At 55.0% G+C, this 26,572-nt stretch carries 23 protein-coding genes; 11 read left to right on the top strand and 12 right to left on the bottom strand.

Annotated elements, in window-relative coordinates:
* The first annotated feature begins 211 nt into the window (after positions 1–211).
* Positions 212–1,897: an aspartate:alanine antiporter gene (locus ACMGGS_RS14870; RefSeq protein WP_176920590.1), complete on the top strand. Its 1,686-nt coding sequence runs from the start codon at positions 212–214 to the stop codon at positions 1,895–1,897.
* A gap of 167 nt (positions 1,898–2,064) precedes the next feature.
* On the opposite strand, the gene ACMGGS_RS14865 is transcribed toward ACMGGS_RS14870, so the two are convergent.
* A complete protein-coding gene (locus ACMGGS_RS14865; protein WP_414163265.1) occupies positions 2,065–2,610 on the bottom strand; it encodes a TetR/AcrR family transcriptional regulator in 546 nt (181 codons plus the stop codon).
* Between the two features lie 92 nt (positions 2,611–2,702).
* Between ACMGGS_RS14865 and ACMGGS_RS14860 the strand changes: the two genes are divergently transcribed.
* Positions 2,703–3,896: an MFS transporter gene (locus tag ACMGGS_RS14860; protein WP_414163264.1), complete on the top strand. Its 1,194-nt coding sequence runs from the start codon at positions 2,703–2,705 to the stop codon at positions 3,894–3,896.
* Positions 3,896–4,708 (top strand): Cof-type HAD-IIB family hydrolase, encoded by an 813-nt coding sequence (locus ACMGGS_RS14855; RefSeq protein ID WP_414163263.1) that lies wholly within the window; start codon positions 3,896–3,898, stop codon positions 4,706–4,708. Before ACMGGS_RS14860 ends, ACMGGS_RS14855 begins: the two co-directional genes overlap by 1 nt.
* 49 nt (positions 4,709–4,757) lie before the next feature.
* Here ACMGGS_RS14855 and ACMGGS_RS14850 read toward each other — a convergent pair whose 3' ends face one another.
* The gene (locus ACMGGS_RS14850) at positions 4,758–5,984 is read right to left on the bottom strand and encodes an MFS transporter (protein ID WP_414163262.1); all 1,227 of its coding nucleotides are present in this window, start codon (positions 5,982–5,984) and stop codon (positions 4,758–4,760) included.
* 283 nt (positions 5,985–6,267) lie between these two features.
* Here ACMGGS_RS14850 and ybjG point away from each other — a divergent pair, with 283 nt between their 5' ends.
* On the top strand, positions 6,268–6,876 hold the full coding sequence (ybjG, locus tag ACMGGS_RS14845) for an undecaprenyl-diphosphate phosphatase (RefSeq protein WP_414166285.1): 609 nt from the start codon (positions 6,268–6,270) through the stop codon (positions 6,874–6,876).
* Between the two features lie 53 nt (positions 6,877–6,929).
* Positions 6,930–7,688 (top strand): DNA-binding transcriptional repressor DeoR, encoded by a 759-nt coding sequence (deoR, locus tag ACMGGS_RS14840; RefSeq protein WP_414163261.1) that lies wholly within the window; start codon positions 6,930–6,932, stop codon positions 7,686–7,688.
* Between the two features lies 1 nt (position 7,689).
* On the opposite strand, the gene dacC is transcribed toward deoR, so the two are convergent.
* Complete coding sequence (gene dacC, locus ACMGGS_RS14835) at positions 7,690–8,892, bottom strand: serine-type D-Ala-D-Ala carboxypeptidase (RefSeq protein ID WP_176920745.1); 1,203 nt, start codon at positions 8,890–8,892, stop codon at positions 7,690–7,692.
* Between the two features lie 243 nt (positions 8,893–9,135).
* On the opposite strand from dacC, the gene ACMGGS_RS14830 reads away from it, so the two are divergent.
* Positions 9,136–9,762 (top strand): glutathione S-transferase family protein, encoded by a 627-nt coding sequence (locus ACMGGS_RS14830; protein ID WP_414163260.1) that lies wholly within the window; start codon positions 9,136–9,138, stop codon positions 9,760–9,762.
* 18 nt (positions 9,763–9,780) lie between these two features.
* Here the strand turns inward: ACMGGS_RS14830 and ACMGGS_RS14825 are convergent, their stop codons facing one another.
* Both ACMGGS_RS14825 and ACMGGS_RS14820 read right to left on the bottom strand, forming a co-directional pair.
* On the bottom strand, positions 9,781–10,893 hold the full coding sequence (locus tag ACMGGS_RS14825) for a PQQ-dependent sugar dehydrogenase (RefSeq protein ID WP_414163259.1): 1,113 nt from the start codon (positions 10,891–10,893) through the stop codon (positions 9,781–9,783).
* A 108-nt stretch (positions 10,894–11,001) separates the two neighbouring features.
* Positions 11,002–11,385, bottom strand: coding sequence for a biofilm formation regulator BssR (locus tag ACMGGS_RS14820; protein ID WP_414163258.1), 384 nt, complete (start codon positions 11,383–11,385; stop codon positions 11,002–11,004).
* A 199-nt stretch (positions 11,386–11,584) separates the two neighbouring features.
* Between ACMGGS_RS14820 and rimO the strand changes: the two genes are divergently transcribed.
* Together rimO and ACMGGS_RS14810 are read left to right on the top strand one after the other, a co-directional pair.
* Entirely contained in the window at positions 11,585–12,898 is a 1,314-nt protein-coding gene (gene rimO / locus ACMGGS_RS14815) for a 30S ribosomal protein S12 methylthiotransferase RimO (RefSeq protein ID WP_414163257.1), read from the top strand.
* Between the two features lie 90 nt (positions 12,899–12,988).
* Positions 12,989–13,963 (top strand): SMI1/KNR4 family protein, encoded by a 975-nt coding sequence (locus ACMGGS_RS14810; RefSeq protein ID WP_414163256.1) that lies wholly within the window; start codon positions 12,989–12,991, stop codon positions 13,961–13,963.
* 227 nt (positions 13,964–14,190) lie between these two features.
* Here ACMGGS_RS14810 and gsiD read toward each other — a convergent pair whose 3' ends face one another.
* From gsiD to iaaA, 5 genes are all read right to left on the bottom strand, one after another.
* On the bottom strand, positions 14,191–15,102 hold the full coding sequence (gsiD, locus tag ACMGGS_RS14805) for a glutathione ABC transporter permease GsiD (protein WP_414163255.1): 912 nt from the start codon (positions 15,100–15,102) through the stop codon (positions 14,191–14,193).
* Positions 15,103–16,023: a glutathione ABC transporter permease GsiC gene (gene gsiC, locus ACMGGS_RS14800; RefSeq protein WP_414163254.1), complete on the bottom strand. Its 921-nt coding sequence runs from the start codon at positions 16,021–16,023 to the stop codon at positions 15,103–15,105. It lies immediately after the preceding gene.
* A 67-nt stretch (positions 16,024–16,090) separates the two neighbouring features.
* Positions 16,091–17,632, bottom strand: coding sequence for a glutathione ABC transporter substrate-binding protein GsiB (gsiB, locus tag ACMGGS_RS14795; RefSeq protein WP_414163253.1), 1,542 nt, complete (start codon positions 17,630–17,632; stop codon positions 16,091–16,093).
* A gap of 30 nt (positions 17,633–17,662) precedes the next feature.
* Complete coding sequence (gsiA, locus tag ACMGGS_RS14790) at positions 17,663–19,507, bottom strand: glutathione ABC transporter ATP-binding protein GsiA (RefSeq protein ID WP_414163252.1); 1,845 nt, start codon at positions 19,505–19,507, stop codon at positions 17,663–17,665.
* 10 nt (positions 19,508–19,517) lie between these two features.
* A complete protein-coding gene (gene iaaA, locus ACMGGS_RS14785) occupies positions 19,518–20,459 on the bottom strand; it encodes a beta-aspartyl-peptidase (protein ID WP_414163251.1) in 942 nt (313 codons plus the stop codon).
* 189 nt (positions 20,460–20,648) lie between these two features.
* Between iaaA and moeA the strand changes: the two genes are divergently transcribed.
* A complete protein-coding gene (gene moeA / locus ACMGGS_RS14780) occupies positions 20,649–21,884 on the top strand; it encodes a molybdopterin molybdotransferase MoeA (RefSeq protein WP_414163250.1) in 1,236 nt (411 codons plus the stop codon).
* Positions 21,884–22,669, top strand: coding sequence for a molybdopterin-synthase adenylyltransferase MoeB (gene moeB / locus ACMGGS_RS14775; protein ID WP_414163249.1), 786 nt, complete (start codon positions 21,884–21,886; stop codon positions 22,667–22,669). Before moeA ends, moeB begins: the two co-directional genes overlap by 1 nt.
* Positions 22,670–22,679: 10 nt before the next feature.
* Here moeB and ACMGGS_RS14770 read toward each other — a convergent pair whose 3' ends face one another.
* On the bottom strand, positions 22,680–23,570 hold the full coding sequence (locus ACMGGS_RS14770; protein WP_414163248.1) for an Rpn family recombination-promoting nuclease/putative transposase: 891 nt from the start codon (positions 23,568–23,570) through the stop codon (positions 22,680–22,682).
* Between the two features lie 246 nt (positions 23,571–23,816).
* Here ACMGGS_RS14770 and ACMGGS_RS14765 point away from each other — a divergent pair, with 246 nt between their 5' ends.
* Complete coding sequence (locus ACMGGS_RS14765) at positions 23,817–24,632, top strand: Cof-type HAD-IIB family hydrolase (protein ID WP_414163247.1); 816 nt, start codon at positions 23,817–23,819, stop codon at positions 24,630–24,632.
* A gap of 174 nt (positions 24,633–24,806) precedes the next feature.
* Here ACMGGS_RS14765 and ACMGGS_RS14760 read toward each other — a convergent pair whose 3' ends face one another.
* Positions 24,807–26,399 (bottom strand): ABC-F family ATPase, encoded by a 1,593-nt coding sequence (locus ACMGGS_RS14760; protein WP_194205545.1) that lies wholly within the window; start codon positions 26,397–26,399, stop codon positions 24,807–24,809.
* Positions 26,400–26,572: the final 173 nt, after the last annotated feature.

Raw genomic sequence — 26,572 nt, 5'->3', positions numbered from 1 at the left:
AGCATTACGGCATCCCCTGCCAAAAAAGCGCCCATATGAGCACATACGATTCTTACTAGCCGTTACATTCAGGAACGATTAAACTAGCGGCCTGTTTTACTGTAATAAACAACGTGGATTACTTTTACTGTTCTTATGAATCCGCGTCAAAACAGTAGCCCAAAATACTTTCTCTTTCAACAAGTTACTCGTAAACAAGAAGTTAGCTTCCGTGAATATAAACGTCGCAGAATTGTTAAACGGGAATTACATCCTGTTATTATTTGTTGTTCTGGCGCTGGGCCTTTGCCTGGGAAAATTGCGCCTTGGTTCGGTACAACTCGGTAATTCCATTGGCGTTTTAGTTGTCTCACTATTACTGGGACAGCAGCATTTCAGCATTAACACAGATGCCTTAAATCTGGGTTTTATGCTGTTTATTTTTTGTGTCGGCGTGGAAGCCGGACCCAATTTTTTCTCCATTTTTTTTCGCGACGGAAAAAATTACTTAATGCTGGCGCTGGTCATGGTCGGTAGCGCTCTGCTGATCGCCCTGGGGTTAGGTCGGCTATTCGGCTGGGATATCGGCCTGACGGCCGGTATGTTGGCAGGTTCAATGACCTCAACGCCGGTGCTGGTGGGGGCCGGGGATACGCTTCGCCATTCGGGTATGCAGGGCAGCCAGTTATCTCAGGCGCTTGATAACCTGAGTCTGGGGTATGCCCTGACCTATTTAATCGGTCTGGTCAGCCTGATTTTCGGCGCGCGCTATCTGCCGAAGTTGCAGCATCAGGATTTACAGACCAGCGCCCAGCAAATTGCCCGTGAGCGTGGTCTGGATACTGACGTGAACCGTAAAGTGTATCTGCCGGTGATCCGCGCTTATCGTGTCGGCCCCGAACTGGTCGAATGGGCCGACGGTAAAAACCTGCGCGAGCTGGGAATTTATCGCCAGACAGGCTGCTATATCGAACGTATTCGTCGCAACGGCATTCTGGCAAGCCCGGACGGCGATGCCGTACTGCAAATGGGCGATGAAATTGCGCTGGTGGGCTACCCCGATGCCCACGCCCGTCTCGACCCCAGCTTCCGTAATGGTAAAGAAGTCTTTGACCGCGATTTGCTGGACATGCGCATCGTCACGGAAGAGATTGTGGTGAAAAACCACAACGCTGTAGGCCGACGCCTGGCACAGCTTAAGCTTACCGATCACGGCTGCTTTTTGAACCGGGTGATCCGCAGCCAGATCGAAATGCCGATTGACGATAACGTCGTGCTCAACAAAGGCGACGTCCTACAGGTGAGCGGCGACGCAAGGCGCGTCAAAACTATCGCTGACCGTATCGGCTTTATTTCTATTCACAGTCAGGTTACCGACCTGCTGGCTTTCTGCGCGTTTTTCATTGTCGGCCTGATGATCGGCATGATCACCTTCCAGTTCAGCTCATTCAGCTTTGGCGTGGGCAACGCCGCCGGGCTGCTGTTTGCCGGCATCATGCTCGGCTTCCTGCGTGCCAACCATCCCACCTTCGGCTACATCCCGCAGGGGGCGCTAACGATGGTCAAAGAATTTGGCCTGATGGTCTTTATGGCTGGCGTGGGGTTAAGTGCCGGTAGCGGCATCGGTCACGGTCTCGGCGCGGTGGGTGGACAAATGCTGATCGCCGGACTGATTGTCAGCCTGGTCCCCGTGGTTATCTGCTTTTTGTTCGGTGCTTACGTGTTGCGGATGAACCGCGCGATGTTGTTTGGTGCCATGATGGGCGCGCGAACCTGTGCACCTGCCATGGAAATTATCAGCGATACCGCCCGCAGTAACATTCCTGCGCTGGGCTATGCGGGTACCTATGCTATCGCCAACGTCTTGCTCACCCTGGCAGGGACCCTGATTATCGTGATCTGGCCCGGCATAGGATAAAACTGAAGTTTGCAGCATAACGAAAATTTTTTGCAACCGCGGAGAACTTTTCCTTTGGGCGCTAGTCATAATTAGTGCCACTGCTTTTCTTTGATGTCCCCAATTTGTGGAGCCCATCAACCCCGCCGTTTTGGTTCAAGGTTGATGGGTTTTTTGTTGTCTGAAATTCATCCCCCACCCGCAATTCTTGCCACCATGCAGCGTATTTCATCCCGCGTCAACGGCTGGCGGTCAATGACAAAATGGAGCGTCATGCCTTCAATAAACGCGTCCAGCGCGCGGGCAGTGACCGGCTCGAACCAGTACTCCAGCGTTTGTTGGCTACGGCGCATCCAGTTTTGCATGATGCCCTTTAACGCCGGTTTTTTGCTCATATAAGCATAAAGCTGATACATCAGTTCCATATTTCTGACCGTGGTCATCTGGGCACTGAAGATCAGTTCGGCTACCGCCTCCGCGGCCTGCTCCCGGTTCTGTACCTCCTGAAAAAAAGCCAGATACTGAACGGACATATTTTCGGTGAAACCGCTGAATGCCTCTTCAAGCAGGGCATCAATACCGGCGAAATAGTAGGTCAACGATCCCAGAGGCACACCAGCGCACTGCGCAATTTTTCTATGTGTCACCGCATTAATGCCGTGAGTCGCGATGGTTTCCAGCGTCGCCTGAAGGATTTTCTCCCGACGTAGCGGATCATTGGGCGGACGAGCCATTAGAATTCCTCATATCCCGTTTATGTACAAATGTACACGGAGTTGCTAGTGTTGTCTGCGGTGATATTTTTAGCGCATAGGGAAACATAGCCATGACGCCTCGTAAAGCCCTGCAATTACGTACCTGGGCCCTTTTTACCTTCTTCTTTATTCCCGGCCTGTTGATGGCGTCCTGGGCAACACGTACCCCGGCAATTCGCGATATTTTGTCAGTTTCAACCGCTGAGATGGGGGTGGTGCTGTTTGGACTTTCGGTAGGTTCAATGAGTGGTATTTTGTCTTCCGCCTGGCTGGTCAAACGTTACGGTACCCGTGAAGTGATCCGCGCTACGATGTCCTGCGCGGTGCTGGGTATGCTGGTGCTGAGCGGTGCGCTGTGGCTTTCCTCGGCGCTGTGCTTTGCGTTTGGACTGGCCATTTTTGGCGGCAGTTTTGGCGCGGCAGAAGTTGCCATTAACGTTGAAGGCGCGGCGGTCGAGCGGGAGATAAATAAAACGGTGCTGCCGATGATGCACGGCTTTTATAGTTTCGGTACGCTGGCCGGTGCGGGTGTAGGTATGATGCTGACCGCGTTTGGAATTTCGGCCAATATCCATATTCTGCTCGCCGCGCTGTTCGCCATCCTCCCCATTGCGATTGCCATCAAAGCCATTCCGGACGGTACCGGCAAAAACAGCGCGGAAACGGCCGCCACGGCGGAAAAAGGGCTACCGTTTTACCGCGATATCCAGCTGTTGCTGATTGGCGTGATCGTGCTGGCGATGGCGTTTGCCGAAGGTTCGGCGAATGACTGGCTGCCGCTGTTGATGGTCGACGGCCACGGGTTCAGCCCCACTTCCGGCTCGTTGGTGTACGCCGGATTCACCCTCGGCATGACGGTGGGACGCTTTACCGGCGGCTGGTTTATCGATCGCTACAGCCGGGTGGCGGTCGTGCGTGCCAGTGCGGTGATGGGCGCGCTGGGGATTGCGCTGATTATCTTCGTCGACAGCGCCTGGGTGGCAGGCATGTCGGTGATCCTCTGGGGGCTGGGCGCGTCGCTGGGCTTCCCGCTGACCATCTCTGCGGCCAGTGATACCGGCCCGGATGCCCCAACCCGGGTGAGCGTGGTCGCCATTACCGGCTATCTGGCGTTCCTGGTCGGTCCGCCGCTGCTCGGCTTCCTCGGCGAGCATTATGGCCTGCGTAGCGCTATGATGGTGGTTCTGAGCCTGGTCCTGATCGCTGCCGTGGTGGCCAAAGCGGTCGCTAAACCTTCACCGGCCCCTGCTATGGAGAGTCATTGATGAGCATTAAACTTATTGCCGTCGACATGGATGGCACCTTTCTCAGCGATGCAAAGATTTATAATCGCGAGCGTTTCCTGGCCCAGTACCAACGCATGAAGCAACAGGGCATCCGCTTTGTGGTGGCGAGCGGCAACCAGTACTACCAGTTAATCTCCTTTTTCCCGGAGATTGCGCATGAAATCGCTTTTGTCGCCGAAAACGGCGGCTGGGTGGTTGATGCTCAGCAAGATATCTTTAACTGCAATCTGCCGAAAGCCCATTTCGACGCGGTGGTTGAGCATTTGCAAACGCTGACCAATATTGAAATTATCGCCTGCGGGAAGAATAGCGCCTATACGCTCAGACGTTACGACGAGGGGTTTAAAGCGATTGCCGCCCGTTATTATCATCGCCTGGAAGAGGTGGATGATTTCACTCATCTTGATGATACTTTCCTCAAATTTGGGCTGAATATCCCGGACACGCTGGTGCCGGAAATGCAGGAACTCCTCCATCTGGCACTTGGTGATATGATGACCGCCGTGACGACCGGTCACGGCAGTATCGACCTGATCATCCCCGGCGTGCATAAGGCTAACGGCCTGCGGATCCTGCAGCAGCGCTGGGGCATTGACGATAGTGAAGTGGTCGCGTTTGGCGATAGCGGCAACGATATTGAAATGCTGCGTCAGGCAGGGTTCAGTTTTGCCATGTCTAACGCTTCGCCAGCGGTCAAAGCGGTGGCTCGCTTTGAGGCCCCGCTAAATAATGATGAAGGCGTACTGGGGATTATTGATAACGTGCTGGACCGCAAGGCACCGTTTCAGTAATGCCGTGCCGGGTGATACTCCCCTCACCCGGCTACTCGCATCGCGTAGATTACTGAGAATGCCCCACCGCTTTGTTCTTCAGAAAGGCAATGATCAGCCCACCGTACAGAACGCCGCTCGCCAGATTGAACAGGCTAAATAGCCCGTTCCCTCCCAGCAGATACGCGTGCTTGCTTAGCTCAATGCCCACGGTGAAAATCAGCATTTGCAGCATCCCCATCGCGGCGGAGACGGTCCCTTTACTGACGTCGCTGGCAAACAGCGTCAGACGCACCAGCCCGGCGTTTGCCAGCCCGATACCGAAAGCATACAGGCTTAGCCCGAGGGTCATCCACAGATAAGCATGGGAAGAGACCACCGTGGCGACCGCCGACAGCAGCAGCCCGGCCACGATCGGCCAACTGCCCGTAATAATCAGCGAACGCACGGTGCGCCGTGACGTCAGCCGTGCCAGCACCAGGTTCCCCATAATCAGTGCACTAAAAATGGGAATTTGCAGCAGGCCGTATTCATAACTGCTGGCATGTTCACCGCTGATAATAATGACCGGAGACTGGGCGATCCATGCCAGTAGCGGCAGACTGACAAACCCGGTTGCCAGCGCCCCCGCCACAAATAAAGGGTTTTTCAGCACCTGCTTATAATCGTAGCCCAGCTCACGCAGTGACAGTTTTTCACCGAGGCGCGTGGCAGTCTCCGGCATCGCACGCTGCAAACCAAAAAAGGCAATGGCCGACAACAGCGCGAAAAGAACAAACATCGTTTCCCACGGGGCAACATGCACCCATGCCGCCCCGGCCAGCGGGCCGAAAAGCGGCGCAATCAACGCGACGTTTGCCATCAGGGCCGTGATCTTAATACATACCGCTTCTTCGTAGGATTCCTGAATCGCTGCATAGCCTACTGCGCCGATAAAGCACAGGCTGATACCCTGCAGAAAGCGCAGCACGGTAAATTGTTCAATGTTTTGCGCCAGCAGCGTCGCCAGACAGGTCACGATGAACCACACCACGCCGGTTAGCATCACCGGACGACGGCCCAGACGGTCGGATAACGGCCCCAGCAGCCACTGAATAAACATCCCGCCTGCCATATATGCCGTCATCGACGTCGGCACCCATTCAATACCGGCCTGATACTCCTCAACCACCGCCAGCATTCCCGGCTGGATCATGTCGTTGCCGATATAGGTAGAAAATTCGTAAAGCACCAGACACAGCGGAAACAGCAATGCCTGACGGCCCAGGCGCTTGCTGGAAGATAAACGGTTTTGCATGAAGTCTCTTAAATGACAAAAAAACGCGCCCGATGATCGGACGTGTGGAGAAGCAAGGAAGAGATTATAACCGGGAAAACTAAATATGAAATCCCGGCGGTTTAAGGTTCGCTTAATCTTGCCGGATTATAGTCAGAGAACGCTGTCACATTACTGACATAATACTTATCGGCGATCCGCTAACGGACAGACTATTAAGACAAAACCGCTTTACCGCTTCGCGATGGGCTTTTAAGGTTAGCGCCGTACTGGAGCCTCCCCCTTACGCATGAGTATGGAATGTATGCTGGAAAATATTAACTACGCCCTGTTTTACGTCATCAACGCCACCCCTGATTCTGCGCAATGGAGTCTTGCTCTTGCCCGTATGGTTGCCGATGACCTGATCAAAATCGTACCGCTGATGGCGATCGCACTCTGGCTATGGGGGCCGCGCGAGCAGGTTTGCGCGCAACGCAAGCTGGTGATTAAAGTGACGCTGGCGATGGTCGTAAGCCTGACGGTCTCCTGGCTTATCGGGGCGCTGTTCCCTCATGAGCGCCCTTTTGCGGCGGGTGTTGGTTACAACTTCCTCATGCACAAAGCGAATAATGCTTTCCCCAGCAACCATGGCACGATTGCCTTTACCTTCGCGCTAGCGTTTCTTTTCTGGCACCGCCGGTGGTCGGGGGTGGTGCTGCTGGTGATGGCCTGCGCTATCGCCTGGTCACGCGTTTACCTTGGTGTCCACTGGCCGCTGGATATGCTGGGCGGGTTGCTGGCGGCCATCACCGGCTGTCTGGCCGCGCAGATGCTCTGGCTGATGGCAGGAAACGCACTCTATCAGCGGCTACAGCAGTTGTATCGTCTCTGCTTCTCAGTGCCTATCCGTAAAGGGTGGGTGCGTGACTAGTCGCCTGCGGGCAGGTAATATTGCTGGCTTATAACCAGACCTGCCGGGGATTTATGGAAACGCGACGCGACGAACGGATTGGCAAACTGATCCATGCGCTGAAACGCAGCGATAAACTGCATCTGAAAGAGGCAGCCGCTCTGCTCGACGTATCAGAAATGACGGTTCGTCGCGATCTGAACAGCCACGACGGACCAGTGGTGTTGCTCGGCGGCTATGTGGTACTGGAGCCGCGCGGGGCCAGCCACTATCTGATAAGCGATCAAAAAACGCGGCTGGTTGAGGAAAAGCGTAAAGCAGCCCGCCTCGCCGCCACCTTACTCAAGCCACATCAAATGGCCTTTTTTGACTGCGGTACCACCACGCCGTGGATTATCGACGCCATCAGCGATGACCTTCCCTTTACCGGCATCTGCTACTCACTCAATACCTTTCTTGCCCTGCAGGAAAAACCGCTGTGCCGGGTGATCCTCTGCGGCGGAGAATTTCACGCCAGCAACGCTATTTTCAAGCCGTTGACCCTTCAGGAAACGCTGGGCCACCTTAGCCCGGATATCGCCTTTTATTCCGCGGCAGGCGTCGATCCACAGTACGGCGCAACCTGTTTTAACCTTGATGAACTGCCGGTGAAACAGTGGGCGATGCGCCATGCGCGCTATCATGTGCTGGTGGTCGATCACAGTAAATTTGGCAAGGTGCGTCCGGCACGGATGGGAGAATTGACCTGCTTTGACGCCATCGTCAGCGATAGTCGCCCGGATGAGGAACTGACTGCGCTGGCAAACGCGCAGTCAATCGATCTGCTTTACTGAATCAGGAGAACCAGCCGCCAAACCACTCGTGGAATTTCATTAACACGTAATCCCACATGCGGCTGAAGAACCCGCCCTCTTCCACCGCTTCCATCACAATCAGCGGACGCTGCTCAATGGTTTTATTATTAAGCTGGAAGTCGATAGTACCTACCACCTGTCCCTTTGCCAGCGGTGCCGTAAGCTGCGGCTGATTGAGGTTGTAGCTGGCTTTGAGGTTTTTAAGCTGCCCACGCGGAATAGTGACCGATCCCGCCTCACCCGCACCCAGTTTCGCTTCACTGGTATTACCGAACCAGACGCGCTGATTGACGAAAGCGGCATTTGGTTTGATTGGCGTGACGGTTTCATAAAAGCGGAAGCCCCAGCTCAGCAGCTTTTCTGATTCATTAAAACGAATACGGTCCGTTTTGGTCCCCAGCACCACGGAAATCAGGCGCATATCGCCCTGGGTTGCAGACGCGACGAGGTTATACCCTGCACCAGCGGTAGTACCGGTTTTCACCCCGTCGGCATTGATACTGGTGCTCCACAGCAGCCGATTACGGTTAGGCTGGCGGATTTTATTGAAGGTATACTCTTTCTCTTTGTGGACAGCGTACTCTTCCGGCACATCGTGGATCATCGCTTTGGTCAGCAGCGCCATATCGCGCGCAGTGCTGAACTGCCCCGGCGCATCCAGGCCGTGTACCGTCTTAAAGGTGGTATTGGTCAGACCAAGTTTTTGTGCGTAGGTATTCATCAGGCTGATAAACGCGTCCTGACTGCCCGCCACATGATCGGCAATGGCGATGCTGGCGTCATTACCGGACTGGATGATGACCCCTTTGTTCAGGTCCTCAACCGATACCTGATCGCCAGGTTTCAGGAACATCAGTGACGACCCACGCAGCGCCGGGTTGCCAGTCGCCCAGGCATCTTTACCAATGGTGACCATGTCGGTCAGCTTGATCTTGCCTGCTTTCAGCGCCTGCCCGGTCACGTAACTGGTCATAATTTTCGTTAAGCTTGCCGGATCAAGCTGCTGATCGGCATTGCTCTCGGCAAGCACTTTACCGCTGGCGTAATCTATTAATATCCACGCACGCGCATCAAGGGTCGGCGCAGCGGGGAGCTGTTCAGCGGCCTGGAGCGCAGGTGAAACAAGAAGTAACAGAGTCGAACCAGCCATAAGGCCGCGAAGAGAAAAAGCGGAACGCGTCATAAATGCCACCCAAATGTCCTTTTAAAATCACGACAACATAACATGCTGTAACACCTGCTGGGGAGTAACTTACAAACTTATGCAAGCATACCCTGAGAGGGTGCGGTTTTAAAAGCTTACGCAATCTCGCCTGGTCGTGCAGAAGCGAGTGCGATTTTTTTGATCCCGGTTGCCTGAATGTTTACTTTATTTCAACATCATCCCTAACATACTCGATTCACATCCACTTGAAGGCAGGTATCTATGATTACGCTATGGGGCAGAAATAATTCGACCAATGTTAAAAAAGTGCGCCTGACGCTGGAGGAGCTGGAGCTTCCCTATCAGCAAATTCTTGCCGGGCTGGAGTATGGCCTTAATCACGACGCCGAGTATCTGGCGATGAATCCCAATGGTCTCGTCCCACTGTTACGCGATGATGAAACTGACCTGGTATTGTGGGAGTCCAACAGTATTGTCCGCTACCTGGCCGCGCAGTACGGGCAAAACCGTCTGTGGCTCGACGTGCCTGCCGAGCGGGCACAGGGAGATAAATGGATGGACTGGGCCAACGGCACGCTCTCACCAGCGCATCGGGTGATCCTGATGGGGCTGGTCAGAACCCCACCGGAGAAGCGCGATCATCGGGCCATCGAAGAGGGTATCAAGACCTGTGAAACGCTCTTTACCCTGCTGGATGATGCGCTGGCGACGCAGCCGTGGCTGTCGGGCCAGCAGTTTGGTCTCGGGGATATTGCCGTCGGGCCGTTCGTCTACAATCTGTTTAACGCCGTCGAGCAGTGGCAGCCGCATCCTCACCTTGAACGCTGGTATCAACAGCTTGCCGAACGTCAGGCCTGGCGGGACGTAGTGATGATCCCGGTCACCTGAGTTCCTGCCAGCCCCGTCTTAACTGGCGGGGCTGACTTTCAGTAACTCGCCTTCCGACTCGTCAGTCAGTACATACAGGTAGCCGTCCGGCCCAATGCGAACATCGCGAATACGCTGTTTTTTATCGCCGAGAATACGACCATCTTCGGTCACCTTATTGCCGTTGACGCTCATCACAATCACATCCTGATCCTTCAGCGCGCCGATAAACACTTTGTTTTTCCACTGCGGGAAGGTGTCGGCGTTATAAAACGCCATGCCGCTAATGGCAGGCGATTTTTTCCAGTAATAGACAGGCTGCTCCGTCCCCGCCACTATTTCGCCCTTCGCTTCCGGAATGGCTAAACCGCTATAGTTAATCCCCCAGGTTGCCAGCGGCCAGCCGTAGTTTTTGCCTTTTTCGGGAATGTTGATTTCATCGCCGCCGCGCGGGCCGTGCTCATTCAGCCACAGCGTATTGCTCCAGGGGTTCATCGCCATGCCCTGCGGGTTGCGGATACCGTATGACCAGATTTCCGGGCGTGCGCCCGCTTTGTTGACGAAAGGATTGTCGTCAGGGATTTTGCCCTGATCGGTCAGACGGACCACTTTACCCTGTAATTTATCGAGATCCTGGGCGGTCGGCCGCTGGTTATTCTCACCCAGCCCGATATAGAGGTAGCCTTTGCCGTCAAAGACCAGGCGGCCGCCAAAGTGGTTGCCGGTAGAAAGTTTGGGCATCTGCCGGAAAACCACCTGGAAACTCTCCAGCCGCGTTAAGTCATCATTGAGACGCCCATAGCCCACGACCGTGCCCGCTTTACCATCTTTTCCCGCTTCGGCGTAGCTCAGCCAGACGCGCCGAGAATCAGCGAAGTCGGGAGCCAGTGCCACATCCAGCAGCCCACCCTGCCCGTTAGCCCACACGCGAGGCACGCCGGTGATCGGATCGGAAAGCCCCTTACCCGGCTGCCAGTGCAGAAGCTGTCCGCCCCGCTGGGTGATCAGGATGCCACCATTGTCCGGCAAAAATGCCATCGCCCACGGGTGATCGAGCTTATTCTGTAAAATCTCTACCTTCAGCGGTTCGGCATAAAGTGGCGAAAGAAAGAACAGTGAACTGAGAACGGAGAAAGTCACAAGTCGTCGCATGGCAGGCTCCTTTAAGGCGTTATCTCATAAGGTTAGCCAGCAGCGCCGGCGATGCGGTCACTTTTACAAAAACTTAATGAAAACGGGGGAGCTTCGTCCCCCGGAGGATCACGCCTCGGTAAGCGGCGTCGTGTTGCGCAGGCAGTGAATACTGTGGGTTAAAGTACTCAGGCAGCTTCCCAGCTTGTGAGTATCAACAGTCACGTACTGGGGGCTATCGTGATGACCGCTCATCAGGCACACGGCGGCTTTGGCGATAGATTCCCCTGCGTGACGCAGCGCCTCAAGTTCCTGTGGAGCGCAATTTCTCTTTAGTTGCGGCGCGTTTTGCCGCAGTTCGGCACAAAGGGTGAAAAGATGGTCGCGTAAAGTCTGGCTTTCGCTCACCGTCATATAGCCTTTTGCCTTCCGGAGTTGCAGATAAGCATCAATATCAATACGAGCATCAATGAGCTTATTCAGCAGGTTGTGATGAAGTCTGTCGAATGACATGCTTTTTCCCTCCTGTGTCAGCTATCGGCACTGTATATAATATGATTATTTTTTGTACAAAATGGTGCGCAAGGTCAATAAACCGTCACATCAGTTCTTCTTTTAATCCCTGCCCCGTAAAAACTTCCAGTAGAGACTGTCTGCAAAGGCGTGTAAAATCGCCCGGTTTTTTTACTGTTTACTTTGTGAGCGTACTAGCATGCAACAACCGCGTATCGGCTTTGTCTCTCTCGGCTGCCCAAAAAACCTTGTCGATTCTGAACGCATCCTGACCGAGCTGCGCACTGAAGGCTATGATGTCGTGCCCCGTTATGACGATGCCGACATGGTGATCGTCAACACCTGTGGGTTTATCGACAGCGCCGTACAGGAGTCGCTGGAAGCCATCGGCGAAGCGCTGAATGAAAACGGCAAAGTGATTGTCACCGGCTGCCTGGGTGCCAAAGAGGATCAGATCCGCGAAGTACACCCTAAGGTTCTGGAAATCACTGGACCACATAGCTATGAGCAGGTGCTGGAACACGTTCACCACTATGTCCCGAAACCGAAGCATAATCCGTTCCTGAGCCTGGTGCCGGAACAGGGCGTGAAGCTGACGCCGCGTCACTACGCCTACCTGAAAATTTCTGAAGGCTGCAACCATCGCTGCACCTTCTGCATTATCCCGTCCATGCGCGGCGATCTGGTTAGTCGTCCAATCGGCGATGTGTTAAGCGAAGCCAAACGTCTGGTGGATGCGGGTGTTAAAGAGATCCTCGTTATTTCTCAGGATACCTCGGCCTATGGCGTGGATGTGAAGCACCGTACCGGTTTCCATAACGGCGAGCCGGTAAAAACCAGCATGGTCAGCCTGTGCGAGCAGCTCGCGAAACTGGGTATCTGGACGCGTCTGCATTATGTCTATCCATATCCGCACGTGGATGACGTGATCCCGCTGATGGCGGAGGGCAAAATCCTGCCGTATCTGGATATTCCGCTACAGCACGCCAGCCCGCGCATTCTTAAGCTGATGAAACGCCCCGGCTCCGTCGACCGCCAGCTGGCGCGCATTAAGCAGTGGCGTGAAATCTGCCCGGAACTGACCCTGCGCTCAACCTTCATCGTCGGCTTCCCTGGCGAAACGGAAGAGGATTTCCAGATGCTGCTGGATTTCCTGAAAGAAGCGCGGCTGGATCGCGTGGGCTGCTTTAAATACAGCCCGGTCGAAGGCGCGGGCGCAAACGACCTGCCGGATCAGGTGCCGGAAGAGGTGAAGGAAGAACGCTGGAACCGCTTTATGCAATTACAGCAGGAGATCTCCGCCAGCCGTCTGCAAGAGAAAGTCGGCCGGGAAATCCTCGTCATTATTGATGAAGTGGATGAAGAAGGCGCGATTGGCCGCAGTATGGCCGACGCGCCGGAAATCGACGGCGCGGTTTATCTCAATGGTGAGACCAACGTCAAGCCGGGCGACGTCGTGCGGGTGAAAGTCGAAAACGCCGACGAATATGATTTGTGGGGAAGTCGGGTGTAATTTACAGCGCCGTTTACGAACGGCGCTCTTCCGCTTAATCTATTCAATGTTACAGTGCTTTTTTCTCGTTAGCGAAAAGGAAGTGCTTTAATGACTGCACCCTTCTTTAAGAACCTCGATCTGACCGAATTCTGGGACGACAGCGACTATGCGCGCAAAGAATATGTCAGCGCCCCACCTGATGATGGACTCATTCGCGAACTGGAACTGGGGCTGGGTTATCGCTTACCGGCGTCCTATATCTGGCTGATGAAGCAGCAAAATGGCGGCATCCCCCGTAATCTGAATTACCCCACCAGTGAACCGACAAGCTGGGCGGAAGATCATATTGCTATCACCGGCATTATGGGCATTGGCCGGGAAAAGGCGAACGCATTGGGCGGCGATTTTGGCAGCCGTTTCTGGATAGAAGAGTGGGAATACCCGGATATTGGTATCGCCATTTGCGACTGCCCTTCCGCGGGTCATGATATGATTTTTCTTGATTATCGTGAGTGCGGACCTGAAGGTGAGCCTGCCGTGGTGCATGTTGATCAGGAAGACGATTACCGCATAACGCACCTGGCGGATAACTTCGAAAGTTTTATTTGCGGGCTGGTGAATGACGAGGTTTATGACACTTCTGCCGAAGATAAACAGGCGGATCTGGACATGGCGCGGCGCGGCGGGTTTTCTGTCACTCTCGCCGACCTCTGCACACGCGTGGATAGCGAGCTGAACATCGAACAGGCCATTCGTGAAATCGCCCGCCAGATCGTTGAAGAAAAAGGCTTCTTTGCGCTTCACGCCGACGAGCGTTCTTACCTGCTTTACGATATCCAGTTCTGGCTGTATACCAATGCTCATCCGCAAGTGACACAGGCAGACTATCTGAAAGCTTATCCTGATATTATCGCGTTTGGTGGACAATTCAGCACTGGCGGCTACGCGCCTGCTTTTATTGAAGACTGGCTGAAAGCACGGATTGAGCAGAGGGAGATTGAGGTACACAACGGCGTACTGTCGTTGACGGCGCAGGCAAAGGCTGCGCTGATGGAAAAAGTTAACGCCGCCATAGCTGGCTAAATGCCGGGTGGCGCTGCGCTTACCCGGCCTACGTTTTTGGAGGTTGACATCAAACTGTAGGCCCGTGCAAGCGAATGCGCCGCCGGGCAAAACTGGCACAGAGTCTCAGCCATTGTGCGCCATCATGCCGGGTGGCGGTTGCGCCTGACCCTGCCTACAAGCGGCCTCAGACAAGCATGACGTACATCAGTCCTTGAGGCAAACACCGATCGGCTAACGTGAAGCCCTCACCCCTTAATCTTCGGATCCAGCGCATCTCGTAGTCCATCCCCCAGCAGGTTGAACGCCAGCACCGTCAGAAAAATAGCGATTGCCGGGAACAACGCCACATGCGGGGCCATCACCATATCGGCGCGGGCCTCATTGAGCATCGCACCCCACTCCGGTGTCGGCGGCTGCGCACCCAGACCAAGAAAGGAAAGGCTGGCGGCGGAGATGATCGACGTGCCGATGCGCATAGTGAAATAAACCACAATCGACGACACCGTCCCCGGCAGGATATGGCTGAACAGAATCGTCATGTCGCTGGCACCGATGCTACGGGCAGATTCAATAAAGGTCTGATACTTGAGCACCAGCGTATTGCCGCGCACCAGCCGGGCAAAGGCGGGAACCGAGAAAATGGCAACCGCGATAATCACGTTCGCCATACCGCTTCCCATCACCGCCACAACTGCAATCGCCAGCAAAATGCCGGGGAAGGCAAACAGCACGTCGCAGATGCGCATAATAATGCGGTCCCACCATCCTTCGTAATAGCCCGCCAGCAGGCCAAGCACCGTTCCGATCAGCGCGCCGATAAGGACTGCGAAAACCCCTGCTGCCAGCGAAATCTGTGCGCCGACCAGCACTCGGCTGAAAATATCGCGCCCCAGCGAGTCAACGCCGAACCAGTGCAATGCGGAAGGTCCGGCATTCAGCCGGTCGTAATCAAAGTAGTTCTCCGCATCAAAAGGAGCAATCCACGGCGCGATGGCCGCGACCACAATCAGCAGCAGGACGAAGATCCCGGCGACAATCGCCAGCGGCTGGCGACGAAAACGACGCCAGAATTCGTGCCACGGCGTGCGCACCCGGTCGGGTTTAACGCCAGGCATGGCATCCATAATGGCCTGACGCCGCCAGTTTAACAGTCGCACTTATTTGTACCTGATAGCGGGATTAATCGCGGCATAAAGCAGATCCACCATTAAATTAATAAGAATAAATTCCAGAGAAAACAGTAATACTTCCGCCTGAATTACCGGGTAGTCGCGCATCTCCACGGAATCAATCAACAGACGCCCCAGCCCCGGCCAGTTGAAGACTTTTTCCACCACGATGGAGCCGCCGAGCAAAAAGCCGAATTGCAGACCCATCATCGTCACTACCGGGATCATTGCATTACGCAGGCCGTGTTTGAGCACCACCCAGGTTTCACTGACGCCTTTTGCTCTGGCGGTGCGCATATAGTCTTCGTTAAGCACATCGACAAACGACGCGCGGGTAAAGCGGGCCATTACCGCCGCCACCGCCGCGCCCAGCGTCAGCGAAGGCAGAATGTAATGTCGCCAGCTATCCGCGCCGACGGTGGGCAACCAGCCGAGTTCAACGGAGAACACCTGCATCAGCAGCATTCCCAGCGCAAACGCCGGAAAAGAAATACCGGTGACCGCCAGCGTCATACCAATACGATCCGGCCAGCGGTTGCGCCATACAGCAGCGACAATCCCCGCCGCGAGACCAAACAGCACCGCCCAGGCCATACTCGCCAGCGTCAGCCACAGCGTTGGCATAAAGCGGCTGGCAATCTCCTGCGAGACCGGTCGACGGGAGACCATCGACTGCCCAAAGTCACCCTGAAGGGCGTTGGTGATGTAGTGCCAGAACTGAACATGTAACGGCTGGTCCAGCCCCAGTTGCTGACGCACCATAGCGATAACCTGGGCGTCCGCTTCCGGTCCGGCAATCAGCCGCGCCGGATCGCCAGGCAGCAGATGCACGAATAAAAACACCAGCACCGCAACTATCAGCAGCGTTGGGATCAACCCCAGCAGACGTTTGATGAAATAGTTAAACATTATCTCACGCCACCCCCATACAGGCTGATGTCAGCCCCCCGTCCCTGGGGGCAAAAGGCAGCCAGCCTCACTGCTTGAGATCCGCATTTTCGAAGCTGAAGCCGGTATCCGGCATGATGTAAAATCCGCTCAGCGTTTTGCTGTGGGCAGAGACCAGCTTTTCTACCACCAGCGGCACCCACGGCGACTCTTTCCAGATAGTATCCTGCGCGTCTTTATACAGCCGCGTCTTCTCTTCAGCGGAGTTGGTTTTCAGCGCATCGGTCAGATCGCTATCCACCTGCTTATTGCTGTAGAACGCGGTGTTAAACAGTGCTGGCGGCCAGTTTTGCGTCGCGAACAGCGGCGACAGCGCCCAGTCCGCTTCGCCAGTCGAGGCCGACCAGCCGGTATAGAACATACGCACGCCGCTCTCTTTCTGCCCTTTTCCTTCCACTTCCGCCGCCCGCTGGCCGGCATCCATCGCCGTCACCTGCGCCTTAATGCCAACCTGAGCCAGCTGCTGCTGGGTAAATTGCAGGACTTTTTGCGCAGTGCTGTGGTTATGTGACGACCACAGCGTCGTACTGAAACCGTTGGGATAACCCGCCTCTTTCAGCAGTTCACGCGCTTTCGCCGGATCGTAAGGCCACGGTTGATAACTTTGGGCATTCGCAATCGCAGGCGGCACCACCCCTGTCGCTGGCGTGGCGTAACCGGCAAAGGCCACTTTCACCAGCGCCTGACGGTTAATCGCGTAATTAATGGCTTCGCGCACTTTCGGGTTGTCGAACGGTTTTTGCGTCACGTTCATACTGATGTAACGCTGCATAATCGACGGGCTGGCGACCAGCTCCAGCTTGCTGTTTTTCTCCAGCAGCGGGGCCTGCTCGTAAGGGATCGGGAAGGCAAACTGCGCTTCTCCGGTCTGCAACATGGCGGCGCGGGTATTGTTATCGACTACCGGACGCCAGGTGATAGTGTCCAGCTTCGGTAGCCCTTTTTGCCAGTAGGCTGGATTTTTCTTCACCTTCACGAAATCGGTCTGATTCCAGGTCTCCAGCGCATAAGGACCGGTGCCGACCGGATGGAAGCCGATCTCTTTACCGTATTTTTGCAGCGCTGCCGGGGAGATCATCGCCGTGGCCGGATGCGCGAGCACGTTAATGAACGCGGAGAACGGCTGTTTAAGGGTGATTTTTACCGTGGAAGGATCGACCACTTCGGTTTTATCAATGTTTTTATACAGATTAAAACGCTTGAGATGGTTTTCAGGATTGCTGGCCCGATCGAGGTTTGCCTTGACCGCCGCCGCGTCAAACGGCGTGCCGTCCTGGAACTTCACGCCCTGGCGTAATTTAACGGTGTACGAAAGGTTATCATCGGAAACGGTATAGCTTTCCGCCAGCACGTTTTGCAGCTTCATGTCTTTATCAAGGCCAAACAATCCCTGATAAAACGATTTTGCCACGGCCTGCGACAATGTGTCATTCGCATCATACGGGTCGAGGGTAGTGAAGTTCGACCCTACCGCCACGACGACGTCTTTTGCTGCGAATGCCGGTGCTGCCGCCAGCGCGGAAGCGATCCCGGCGGCAATAAGCCATTTACCTGTCATGCGTTGTGTCATGTTATTCTCCTGAGGCCCCTGCCTTATTATTTATAATTGCGAACCAGAACGCGCAACGTAGTGCCCCGGCGCAACCTGCTGCAACGGTGCAATAGCCACCTCTTCTCCTCGCTTGTAAATATTTCCCGGAATATCATCGGACAGCAGCACGCGCTGTGGGCGACGATGTGCAGGATCGGCCACCGGAACGGCCGCCATCAATTTGCGGGTATACGGGTGCTGTGGATTTTCGAACAGCGCACGGCGCGGGCCAATTTCCACTATTTGCCCCCGATACATCACCGCGACGCGGTGGCTGATTCGCTCCACCACCGCCATATCATGTGAGATAAACAAAAATGCGATTCCCATCTCGCGCTGGAGATCGAGAAGCAGGTTAATGATCTGCGCGCGGATAGACACGTCCAGCGCGGACACCGATTCATCGGCGATCACCACTTTTGGGTTCAGCGCCAGCGCACGGGCAATACAGATGCGCTGACGCTGACCGCCGGAAAACTCATGCGGATAGCGCCAGGCGTGCTCCGGCTTAAGCCCGACGCGCTCCAGCAGCCACGCCACCCGCCGCTGGGCACCTTCACCGTCCAGCAGTCGATGGACCCGCAGCGGCTCCATAATCGAATAGCCCACCGTCTGCCGGGGATCCAGCGAGGCGTAAGGATCCTGAAAGATAAACTGAATATCGCGGCGTAACGGCTGTAATTTACTGGTGGGCAATGTGTCGATGCGCTCACCGTTGAAGGTAATGGTACCGCTTTGTGATTCGACCAGCCGCAACAAGGCACGCCCGGTGGTCGATTTACCGCTGCCGGATTCCCCGACCAGCGACAGTGTTTCACCCGGCCATAAATCAAAGCTGACCTTTTCTACCGCGTGAACTTCGCGTGTCACCCGGTTCAGGATCCCGCTGCGCAGCGGAAATCGGGTGACCAGATCGCGGACCTCAAGAACGGGCTTACCGGGAACCACGGTATCCTGCCCACTCTCGTCTTCCTGCTCATCGGTGGAAAGCGAGAAGCGACGCGGCAAATCACTGCCGCGCATCGCGCCCAGGCGCGGTACGGCAGCCAGCAGCGCGCGGGTATAAGGATGTTGGGGTGCGTTGAAGATTTGCTCCACGCTGCCTGTTTCCACCGCTTCCCCCTGATACATCACCAAAACACGGTCGGCGATATCGGCAACCACGCCCATGTCGTGAGTGATAAAAATCACTCCCATCGCCATATCCTGCTGTAAAACGTCGATCAGGCGTAAAATCTGCGCCTGAATAGTGACGTCCAGCGCGGTAGTCGGCTCATCGGCAATCAGCACCGCCGGACGGCATGACAGCGCCATCGCAATCATGACCCGCTGACGCATACCGCCGGAAAGCTGATGGGGATAGCTGTTCAGCACCGACTGCGATTCCGGGATACGCACCTGTTCAAGCATTTTTTTGGCTTCGGCCAGCGCCTGATGGTGCCCCAGTCCCTGATGTAAACGAATCGACTCGGCAATTTGCTCGCCGACGGTAAATACCGGATTCAGCGAGGTCATCGGCTCCTGAAAAATCATGGCGATATCCGCACCGCGCACCCGGCGCATCTGCGATGACAAGAGCTTGTTAGGTTCAATCGTCAGACCGTTGCGGCGACGCAGTAAAAACTGGTCGCAGGAAACCGTTGCCCCGGCCTGTTCAATCAGGCGCATCAGCGCCAGCGCCGTGACCGACTTCCCCGAGCCTGACTCGCCGACAATCGCCAGCGTCTCTCCGCGCTGCAAGGTGAACGACAGATTGCGCACGGCAGAGACACTTCCCTGCTCCTGGGCAAAGGAGATGTTCAGATTGTTGACCGCCAGCACGTCGCTGGCAGCGAATGGTTGACCTTGCGGCAACAGCGTCTCCTTATTCGCGGTAAATTCCAATCGTTGGCGTATCACCTGCATAGCCCCAGGCGCGATACATGCCTTCACTATTAAACGGCAGGACCACATTACCTTCCCGGTCAATGGCAATCAGCCCGCCGCTACCACCGAGCGCCGGGAGTTTTTCCATCACCACACGTTCGCAGGCTTCCAGCAGGCTAAGACCACCATATTCCATCAATGCAGAAATATCATAAGCGGCCAGCGTGCGCATAAAAACTTCGCCCGTGCCGGTGCAGGAGACCGCCACGCTGGCGTTATTGGCATAACAACCGGCACCCGGAATCGGGCTATCACCCACGCGTCCGGCGAGTTTGTTGGTCATCCCGCCTGTAGACGTTGCGGCCGCCAGGTCTCCGGCTTTATCCAGCGCCACCGCGCCAACGGTGCCCATTTTCCTGGTTTCATCCAGCGGCGCGGCGTGATGATCCAGCCGCAGCTCGCCGTTGGCGCGCGCGGCAAGCAGTTGTTCATAGCGCTCAGGCGTGGAAAAAAGGGCGCTGTCGACGCGCTCCATGCCGTGCCGGGAGGCAAAATTTTCGGCCCCTTCACCAATAAGCAGCACATGGGGGCTGTGCTCCATCACCAGCCGCGCAGCCAGGATAGGATTGCGCAGATGGCTGACGCCTGCCACCGCGCCCGCTTTCAGGCTGCTACCGTCCATAATGCAGGCGTCCAGTTCATGCGTTCCATCCCGGGTAAAGACCGCGCCAATGCCGGCATTAAACAGCGGACACTCCTCCAGCAGCCTCACCGCTTCGGTCACCGCATCCAGTGCGCTGCTCCCGGCTTCCAGCATTGCCTGCCCGGTTTCAACGACCGCCGAGAGCGCGGCAATGTACTGCTGTTCACGCTCCGGCGTCATTTGCGCACGGGCTATCGCGCCTGCTCCTGCGTGAATAGCAATAACCGCATTTCCCATCTTTCCCTTCCTGTCATGATGGCGTCACGGCTTTTTCTATAGATATCATTACCGTGGCGACTCTTATATACAATTTTTGAATATAGAAAGATGCGGCGGTGATGTAAAGGTTAAGCCGATGGTGGCATACAGCTAAAAGCCGTTTTCTGCCATAATGGTGCATTCGATTTTTATCCGCAGGAGTTTGCCATGAATTTTGACGCCGGACTGATACCGCTCGACGACGCCCTTTCGCAGATGCTCAACCGCATCGCCCCGTTGACGGAAGCGGAAAGCGTTCCGCTGATTCAGGCTTTTGGTCGCGTAACGGCGCAGGATACCGTTTCGCCGCTGGACGTTCCCGGCTTTGATAATTCAGCGATGGACGGTTACGCCGTTCGACTGGCGGATCTCAACGATGGCCAGACTCTGCCGGTCGCGGGGAAAAGTTTTGCCGGACAGCCATTTCAGGGTGAATGGCCTGAGGGCACCTGCATCCGCATTATGACCGGTGCGCCGGTTCCTGCAGCCTGCGATGCGGTCGTGATGCAGGAAGAGACGGAGGTGTCTGACGCAGGTGTCCGCTTTACTGCGGCAGCGCGTAAGGGACAAAACATCCGCCGTCGCGGGGAGGATATTCGCAGCGGTGCGACGGTGCTACCGCGCGGGACCCGCCTCACCGCCGCTGAACTGCCGATTCTGGCTTCGCTGGGTATTGCTGAGGTTAACGTCGTGCGCAAGGTACGGGTGGCGCTCTTTTCCACTGGCGATGAACTCCAGTTGCCGGGGCAGCCGCTGGCGGAAGGACAGATTTATGATACCAATCGTCTGACGGTACATTTAATGCTGGAGCAGCTTGGCTGTGAGGTCCTTAACCTCGGTATCGTTCGTGACGATCCGCAACGGCTACGCGAGACCTTTATTCGCGCCCGCGAACAGGCGGATGTGGTGATTAGCTCGGGCGGCGTGTCGGTTGGCGAGGCGGATTACACCAAAACGATTCTTGAAGAACTGGGCGAGATAGCCTTCTGGAAGCTGGCGATCAAGCCAGGTAAACCTTTCGCCTTTGGCAAACTGGGCGACAGCTGGTTTTGTGGGTTGCCAGGTAACCCGGTTTCAGCAGCGCTCACTTTCTACCAGCTGGTGCAGCCACTGCTGGCAAAACTCAGCGGTAATAATGCCCCTCTTCTGCCACCTCGTCAGCGCGTGCGCTGCGCCAGCCGCTTAAAAAAATCGCCGGGGCGTCTCGATTTTCAGCGCGGTATTTTACAGCCGAACGCACAGGGCGAGCTGGAAGTGCATACCACCGGGCATCAGGGTTCACATATTTTCAGCTCGTTCAGCCAGGGCAACTGCTTTATCGTGCTGGAGCGCGAGCGCGGTAACGTTGAGGCTGGCGAATGGGTTGAGGTAGAGCCGTTTAACGCGCTGCTGGGAGGGCAGTAATGGCAGAGGAACTTAGCGATGCAGAGATGATGCGTTACAACCGGCAAATCGTACTGCGCGGGTTTGACTTTGAGGGTCAGGAAGCCCTGAAAGCCGCGCGGGTGCTGATTGTTGGACTGGGCGGGCTAGGCTGTGCGGCGGCGCAGTATCTGGCGGGTGCCGGCGTCGGGCAACTAACGCTGCTGGATTTCGACACGGTCTCTGTGTCCAATCTTCAGCGGCAAACCTTGCACAGTGACGCCACTATCGGCCAGCCTAAAGTCGACTCCGCCCGCGACGCGCTGGCACGCATTAACCCACATATCACCCTGACGCCCGTTAATGCCATGCTCGACGATACCGCGCTTTTTGCATTAATTGCCGAACACGATGTGGTGATGGATTGCACTGATAACGTCGCCATTCGCCAGCAGCTTAACGCAGGCTGCTTTGCGCATAAAATCCCGCTGGTTTCCGGTGCCGCTATCCGCATGGAGGGACAGATCAGCGTCTTTACCTGGCAGCAAGGCGAACCCTGCTACCGCTGCCTGAGCCGTCTGTTTGGCGAGAACGCCCTCACCTGTGTGGAAGCTGGCGTGATGGCCCCGCTGGTCGGCGTGATTGGTTCAATGCAGGCGATGGAAGCCATCAAAGTGTTGGCTCATTATGGTAAGCCAGCCGCAGGAAAGATCGTGATGTATGACGCCATGACCTGCCAGTTCCGCGAAATGAAACTGATGCGGGCGGCGGGATGTGAGGTGTGCGGGGGATCATTGCCAGGCACTGATAATGCCAGTGCCTGTTAGCGACAAATGATTAAAGGCCGTGCGCCCGCAGAGCTTCGCTGGAAAACCCGGTGATCTTCAGCACGGCTTCGCGTTCAATGCCATTTTCAAGCATGGTACGCGCAATGCGCAGAGCTTCTTCCAGGCGACCTTCATTCCGACCCGCTTCATGCAACCTTTCAGCAATCGTCATCAATTCCTCCTTGTGTAGTGGTGAACGTCTGGCGAGATAGCGGAAAAAATGACTGAAGTCAGGAGCATCGCCGCACCGCGCCATGTAATTAAACAGCGTTTCTCGCTGAGTTTCAGTAGTGTATCCCAACGCCAGTAGCGAAACCAGTTGCTCAGCTATCATCATCAGATCTCTCTGATGTATATGCTTTTGTACCAGTTCCAGCAGGGCCACCCGGCGATGCTGCATGATCTCCTCGTCCGGCGTAATGGTAATATCCACCAGAGGAAATGGATCTGAGTAAAGCTGGCGCGCCAATATTGGATCGGTAAATTCATCCAACCAGCACAGGGAATGTGGATAAGGACTGTCGATGCCGTGATAAAACAGCATTGGCATCACCAGGGGTAATGCTTTGTATCCTTTATCCAGATGGCGTTGCATCACGTCCATGGCATAACGTAGCAACCGAAAGGCCATAAGCTCGTCAGGCGAACTCTGATGTTCGATCACGACATAGATATAGCCATTGCCTGCAGAGGTGTTCACAGACCAGATCACATCGGAATGGTAGGCCCGTAAATCTTTTTTGATAAAACTGGCAGGTTCAAGTTTTAGCGTCGACAGATCGCAAAACTGTCGTAACGCAGGCGGAAGATAAATTTCAAAAAAATCCCGCGCCGTATCGGGGTGACATAAAAATTGTTTAAACACCGCATCATGCGGCGTTGAAGTGGTGACCTTTTCCATGGCGATCCATCACCGGATAATTACGATGGCAGGACGTTAACCGCTATCAGATGAAGGTTCATGCGACCCTTTTCCGTTTTACGTGATGAATTCAGAAAAGAATCCGTTTGTCTGCAACCTGTTCATTGCGCTGGAAGGGGCTGCACAGAAATCTGCGCATTCGTCAGGGCCGGGTAATTTATGCGTGCATTGCTTCGCTTACGCATTAAAATACGTCGCATTGCCGTTTTCGCCAGGAGCGTAGTTATGACCGTTAAAGTTATCGTCACCGACATGGATGGATCGTTTCTTAGTGACGCCAAGACCTATGATCGCCAGCGTTTTTTAGCCCAGTTTGACCAGCTTCAGCAGCGCGGTATTGAATTCGTGGTCGCCAGCGGCAACCAGTACTACCAGCTTATTACCTTCTTCCCCGAGGTACGTGACGCCATTTCCTACGTCGCCGAAAACGGCGCACTGGTGTATGAGCACGGTCAGGAACGCTTCCACGGTGAGTTGACGCAGCATGAGTCACAGATCGTCATCGGTGAACTGATTAAAGATCCCACGCTTAACTTTGTCGCCTGCGGCCTGGAGAGTGCTTATGTCAGCGATAAAGCTCCGGAACACTTTATCGAACTGATGTCGAAACACTACTACCGCCTGAAACGCATCAGCGATTACAGCGAAATCAACGATAAACTGTTTAAGTTCTCGCTCAATCTGCCCGACGAGCAGATCCCGCAGCTGGTAGACGCGCTGCATATTTCTCTTGAGGGCGTGATGAAGCCGGTCACCAGCGGTTTTGGCTTTATCGACCTGATTATCCCCGGCCTGCACAAAGCGAACGGCATTAGCCGTTTATTGAAACGCTGGGAGATTTCCCCGCAAGAGTGCGTCGCCATCGGCGATAGCGGCAACGATGCAGAAATGCTGAAACTGGCGAAATATTCTTTCGCGATGGGTAACGCTGCCGACAATATTAAAGCGATCTCCCGCTATGCGACTGATGATAATAACCATCATGGCGCACTGAATGTTATTCAGGCCGTGCTGGATAAGGCACCGCCGTTTAACGACTGACGTTTTAGGCCGGGTGGCGGCCTCGCCTTACCCGGCCTAAAAAAGCATCACTATCAACCGCTTAGCTGGTATCCACAGGCCTGTGCAAGCGAAGCGCCGCCAGGCATCACTCCACGGTATAACGTTTGTCACTCTTTTACGGGCCTTCAGATACCTGAAAGCCCGTGACAACATTTACTCGATACCCTGACTGCGCAGGTAATCTTCGTAGTTGCCGCTGAAGTCCACCACGCGCTGCGGAGTGATTTCCAGTACGCGGGTCGCCAGCGAGCTGACGAATTCACGGTCGTGAGAAACGAAAATCAGGGTGCCCTCGTACATTTCCAGCGCCATGTTCAGCGATTCGATCGATTCCATGTCCAGGTGGTTGGTTGGCTCATCCATCACCAGGATATTCGGCTTCTGCATCATCAGTTTGCCGAACAGCATACGTCCCTTTTCGCCACCAGAAAGCACTTTGGCAGGCTTTTTGATGTCGTCCTGGCTGAACAGCAGACGGCCGAGGAAGCTACGTACTACCTGCTCATCATCGCCTTCCTGTTTCCACTGGCTCATCCACTCGAACACGGTCAGATCGTTGGCGAAGTCGTCAGCATGATCCTGGGCATAATAGCCAATACGGGCATTCTCAGACCATTTTACCGTGCCGCTGTTGGCTTCAAGCTCACCCACCAGCGTTTTCAGCAGCGTAGATTTACCGACGCCATTGGTGCCGAGGACTGCGAGTTTTTCCCCCACTTCCAGCAGCAGGTTAACGTCTTTAAACAGCGGACCGTTATCGAAACCTTTGGTCAACTTCTCCACCTCAAGCGCGTTACGGAACAGCTTTTTATCCTGCTCGAAGCGAATGAACGGATTCTGACGGCTGGAGGCTTTCACCTCATCAAGTTTAATTTTATCAATCTGACGGGCACGCGAGGTGGCCTGACGAGACTTGGAGGCGTTGGCGCTAAAGCGGCTAACGAAGGATTGCAGGTCGGCTATCTGCGCTTTTTTCTTGGCGTTATCCGCCAGCAGACGCTCGCGCGCCTGGGTTGCGGCGGTCATGTATTCGTCGTAGTTGCCCGGATATACGCGTAGTTCACCGTAATCCAGATCCGCCATATGGGTGCAGACCATGTTAAGGAAGTGACGGTCGTGCGAAATGATAATCATGGTGCTGTTACGTTCGTTAAGCACCTGCTCCAGCCAGCGAATCGTATCGATGTCCAGGTTGTTGGTCGGTTCATCAAGCAGCAGGATATCCGGGTTGGAGAACAGCGCCTGGGCCAACAGCACACGCAGCTTCCAGCCGGGGGCGATTTCGCTCATTGGGCCGTAGTGCTGCTCTACCGGGATGCCAACACCGAGCAGCAGTTCACCGGCACGTGACTCGGCAGAATAACCGTCCATCTCGCCATACAGCACTTCAAGATCGGCTACTTTATAGCCGTCTTCTTCGCTCATTTCAGCGAGGCCGTAGATACGATCGCGCTCCTGCTTCACTTCCCACAGCTCGCCGTGGCCCATGATCACCGTATCGAGTACGGAGAACGCTTCAAAGGCGAACTGATCCTGACGCAGCTTACCGATGCGCTCGTTCGGATCGAGAGAAACGTTGCCCAACGTCGGTTCTAAATCGCCGCCGAGGATCTTCATAAAGGTGGATTTACCGCTACCGTTCGCGCCAATCAGGCCGTAACGGTTGCCGCCGCCGAATTTGACGGAAATATTTTCAAAAAGCGGCTTACTGCCGAACTGCATGGTGACGTTGCTGGAAACTAACACGGGTATTTCCTGAAAAAAGTGTGACAAACCGCTAATTATGCCACTTTAGCGCAGCTTTTTCACCAGGTGAAATACGCTCACCTTCAGCGTTACGTTAAAATCCGGGTTTATGCCAACATTCTGAATTAAAATCAGTCCCCTGCAATTACGTCTAAAATGTAGTCAGCGGAAAA

This window comes from Superficieibacter sp. BNK-5, assembly GCF_047456055.1.
GTDB lineage: Bacteria > Pseudomonadota > Gammaproteobacteria > Enterobacterales > Enterobacteriaceae > Superficieibacter.
The sequence above is the reverse complement of the archived record's forward strand: the minus strand, read 5'-3'. Positions and strand labels throughout refer to the sequence as shown.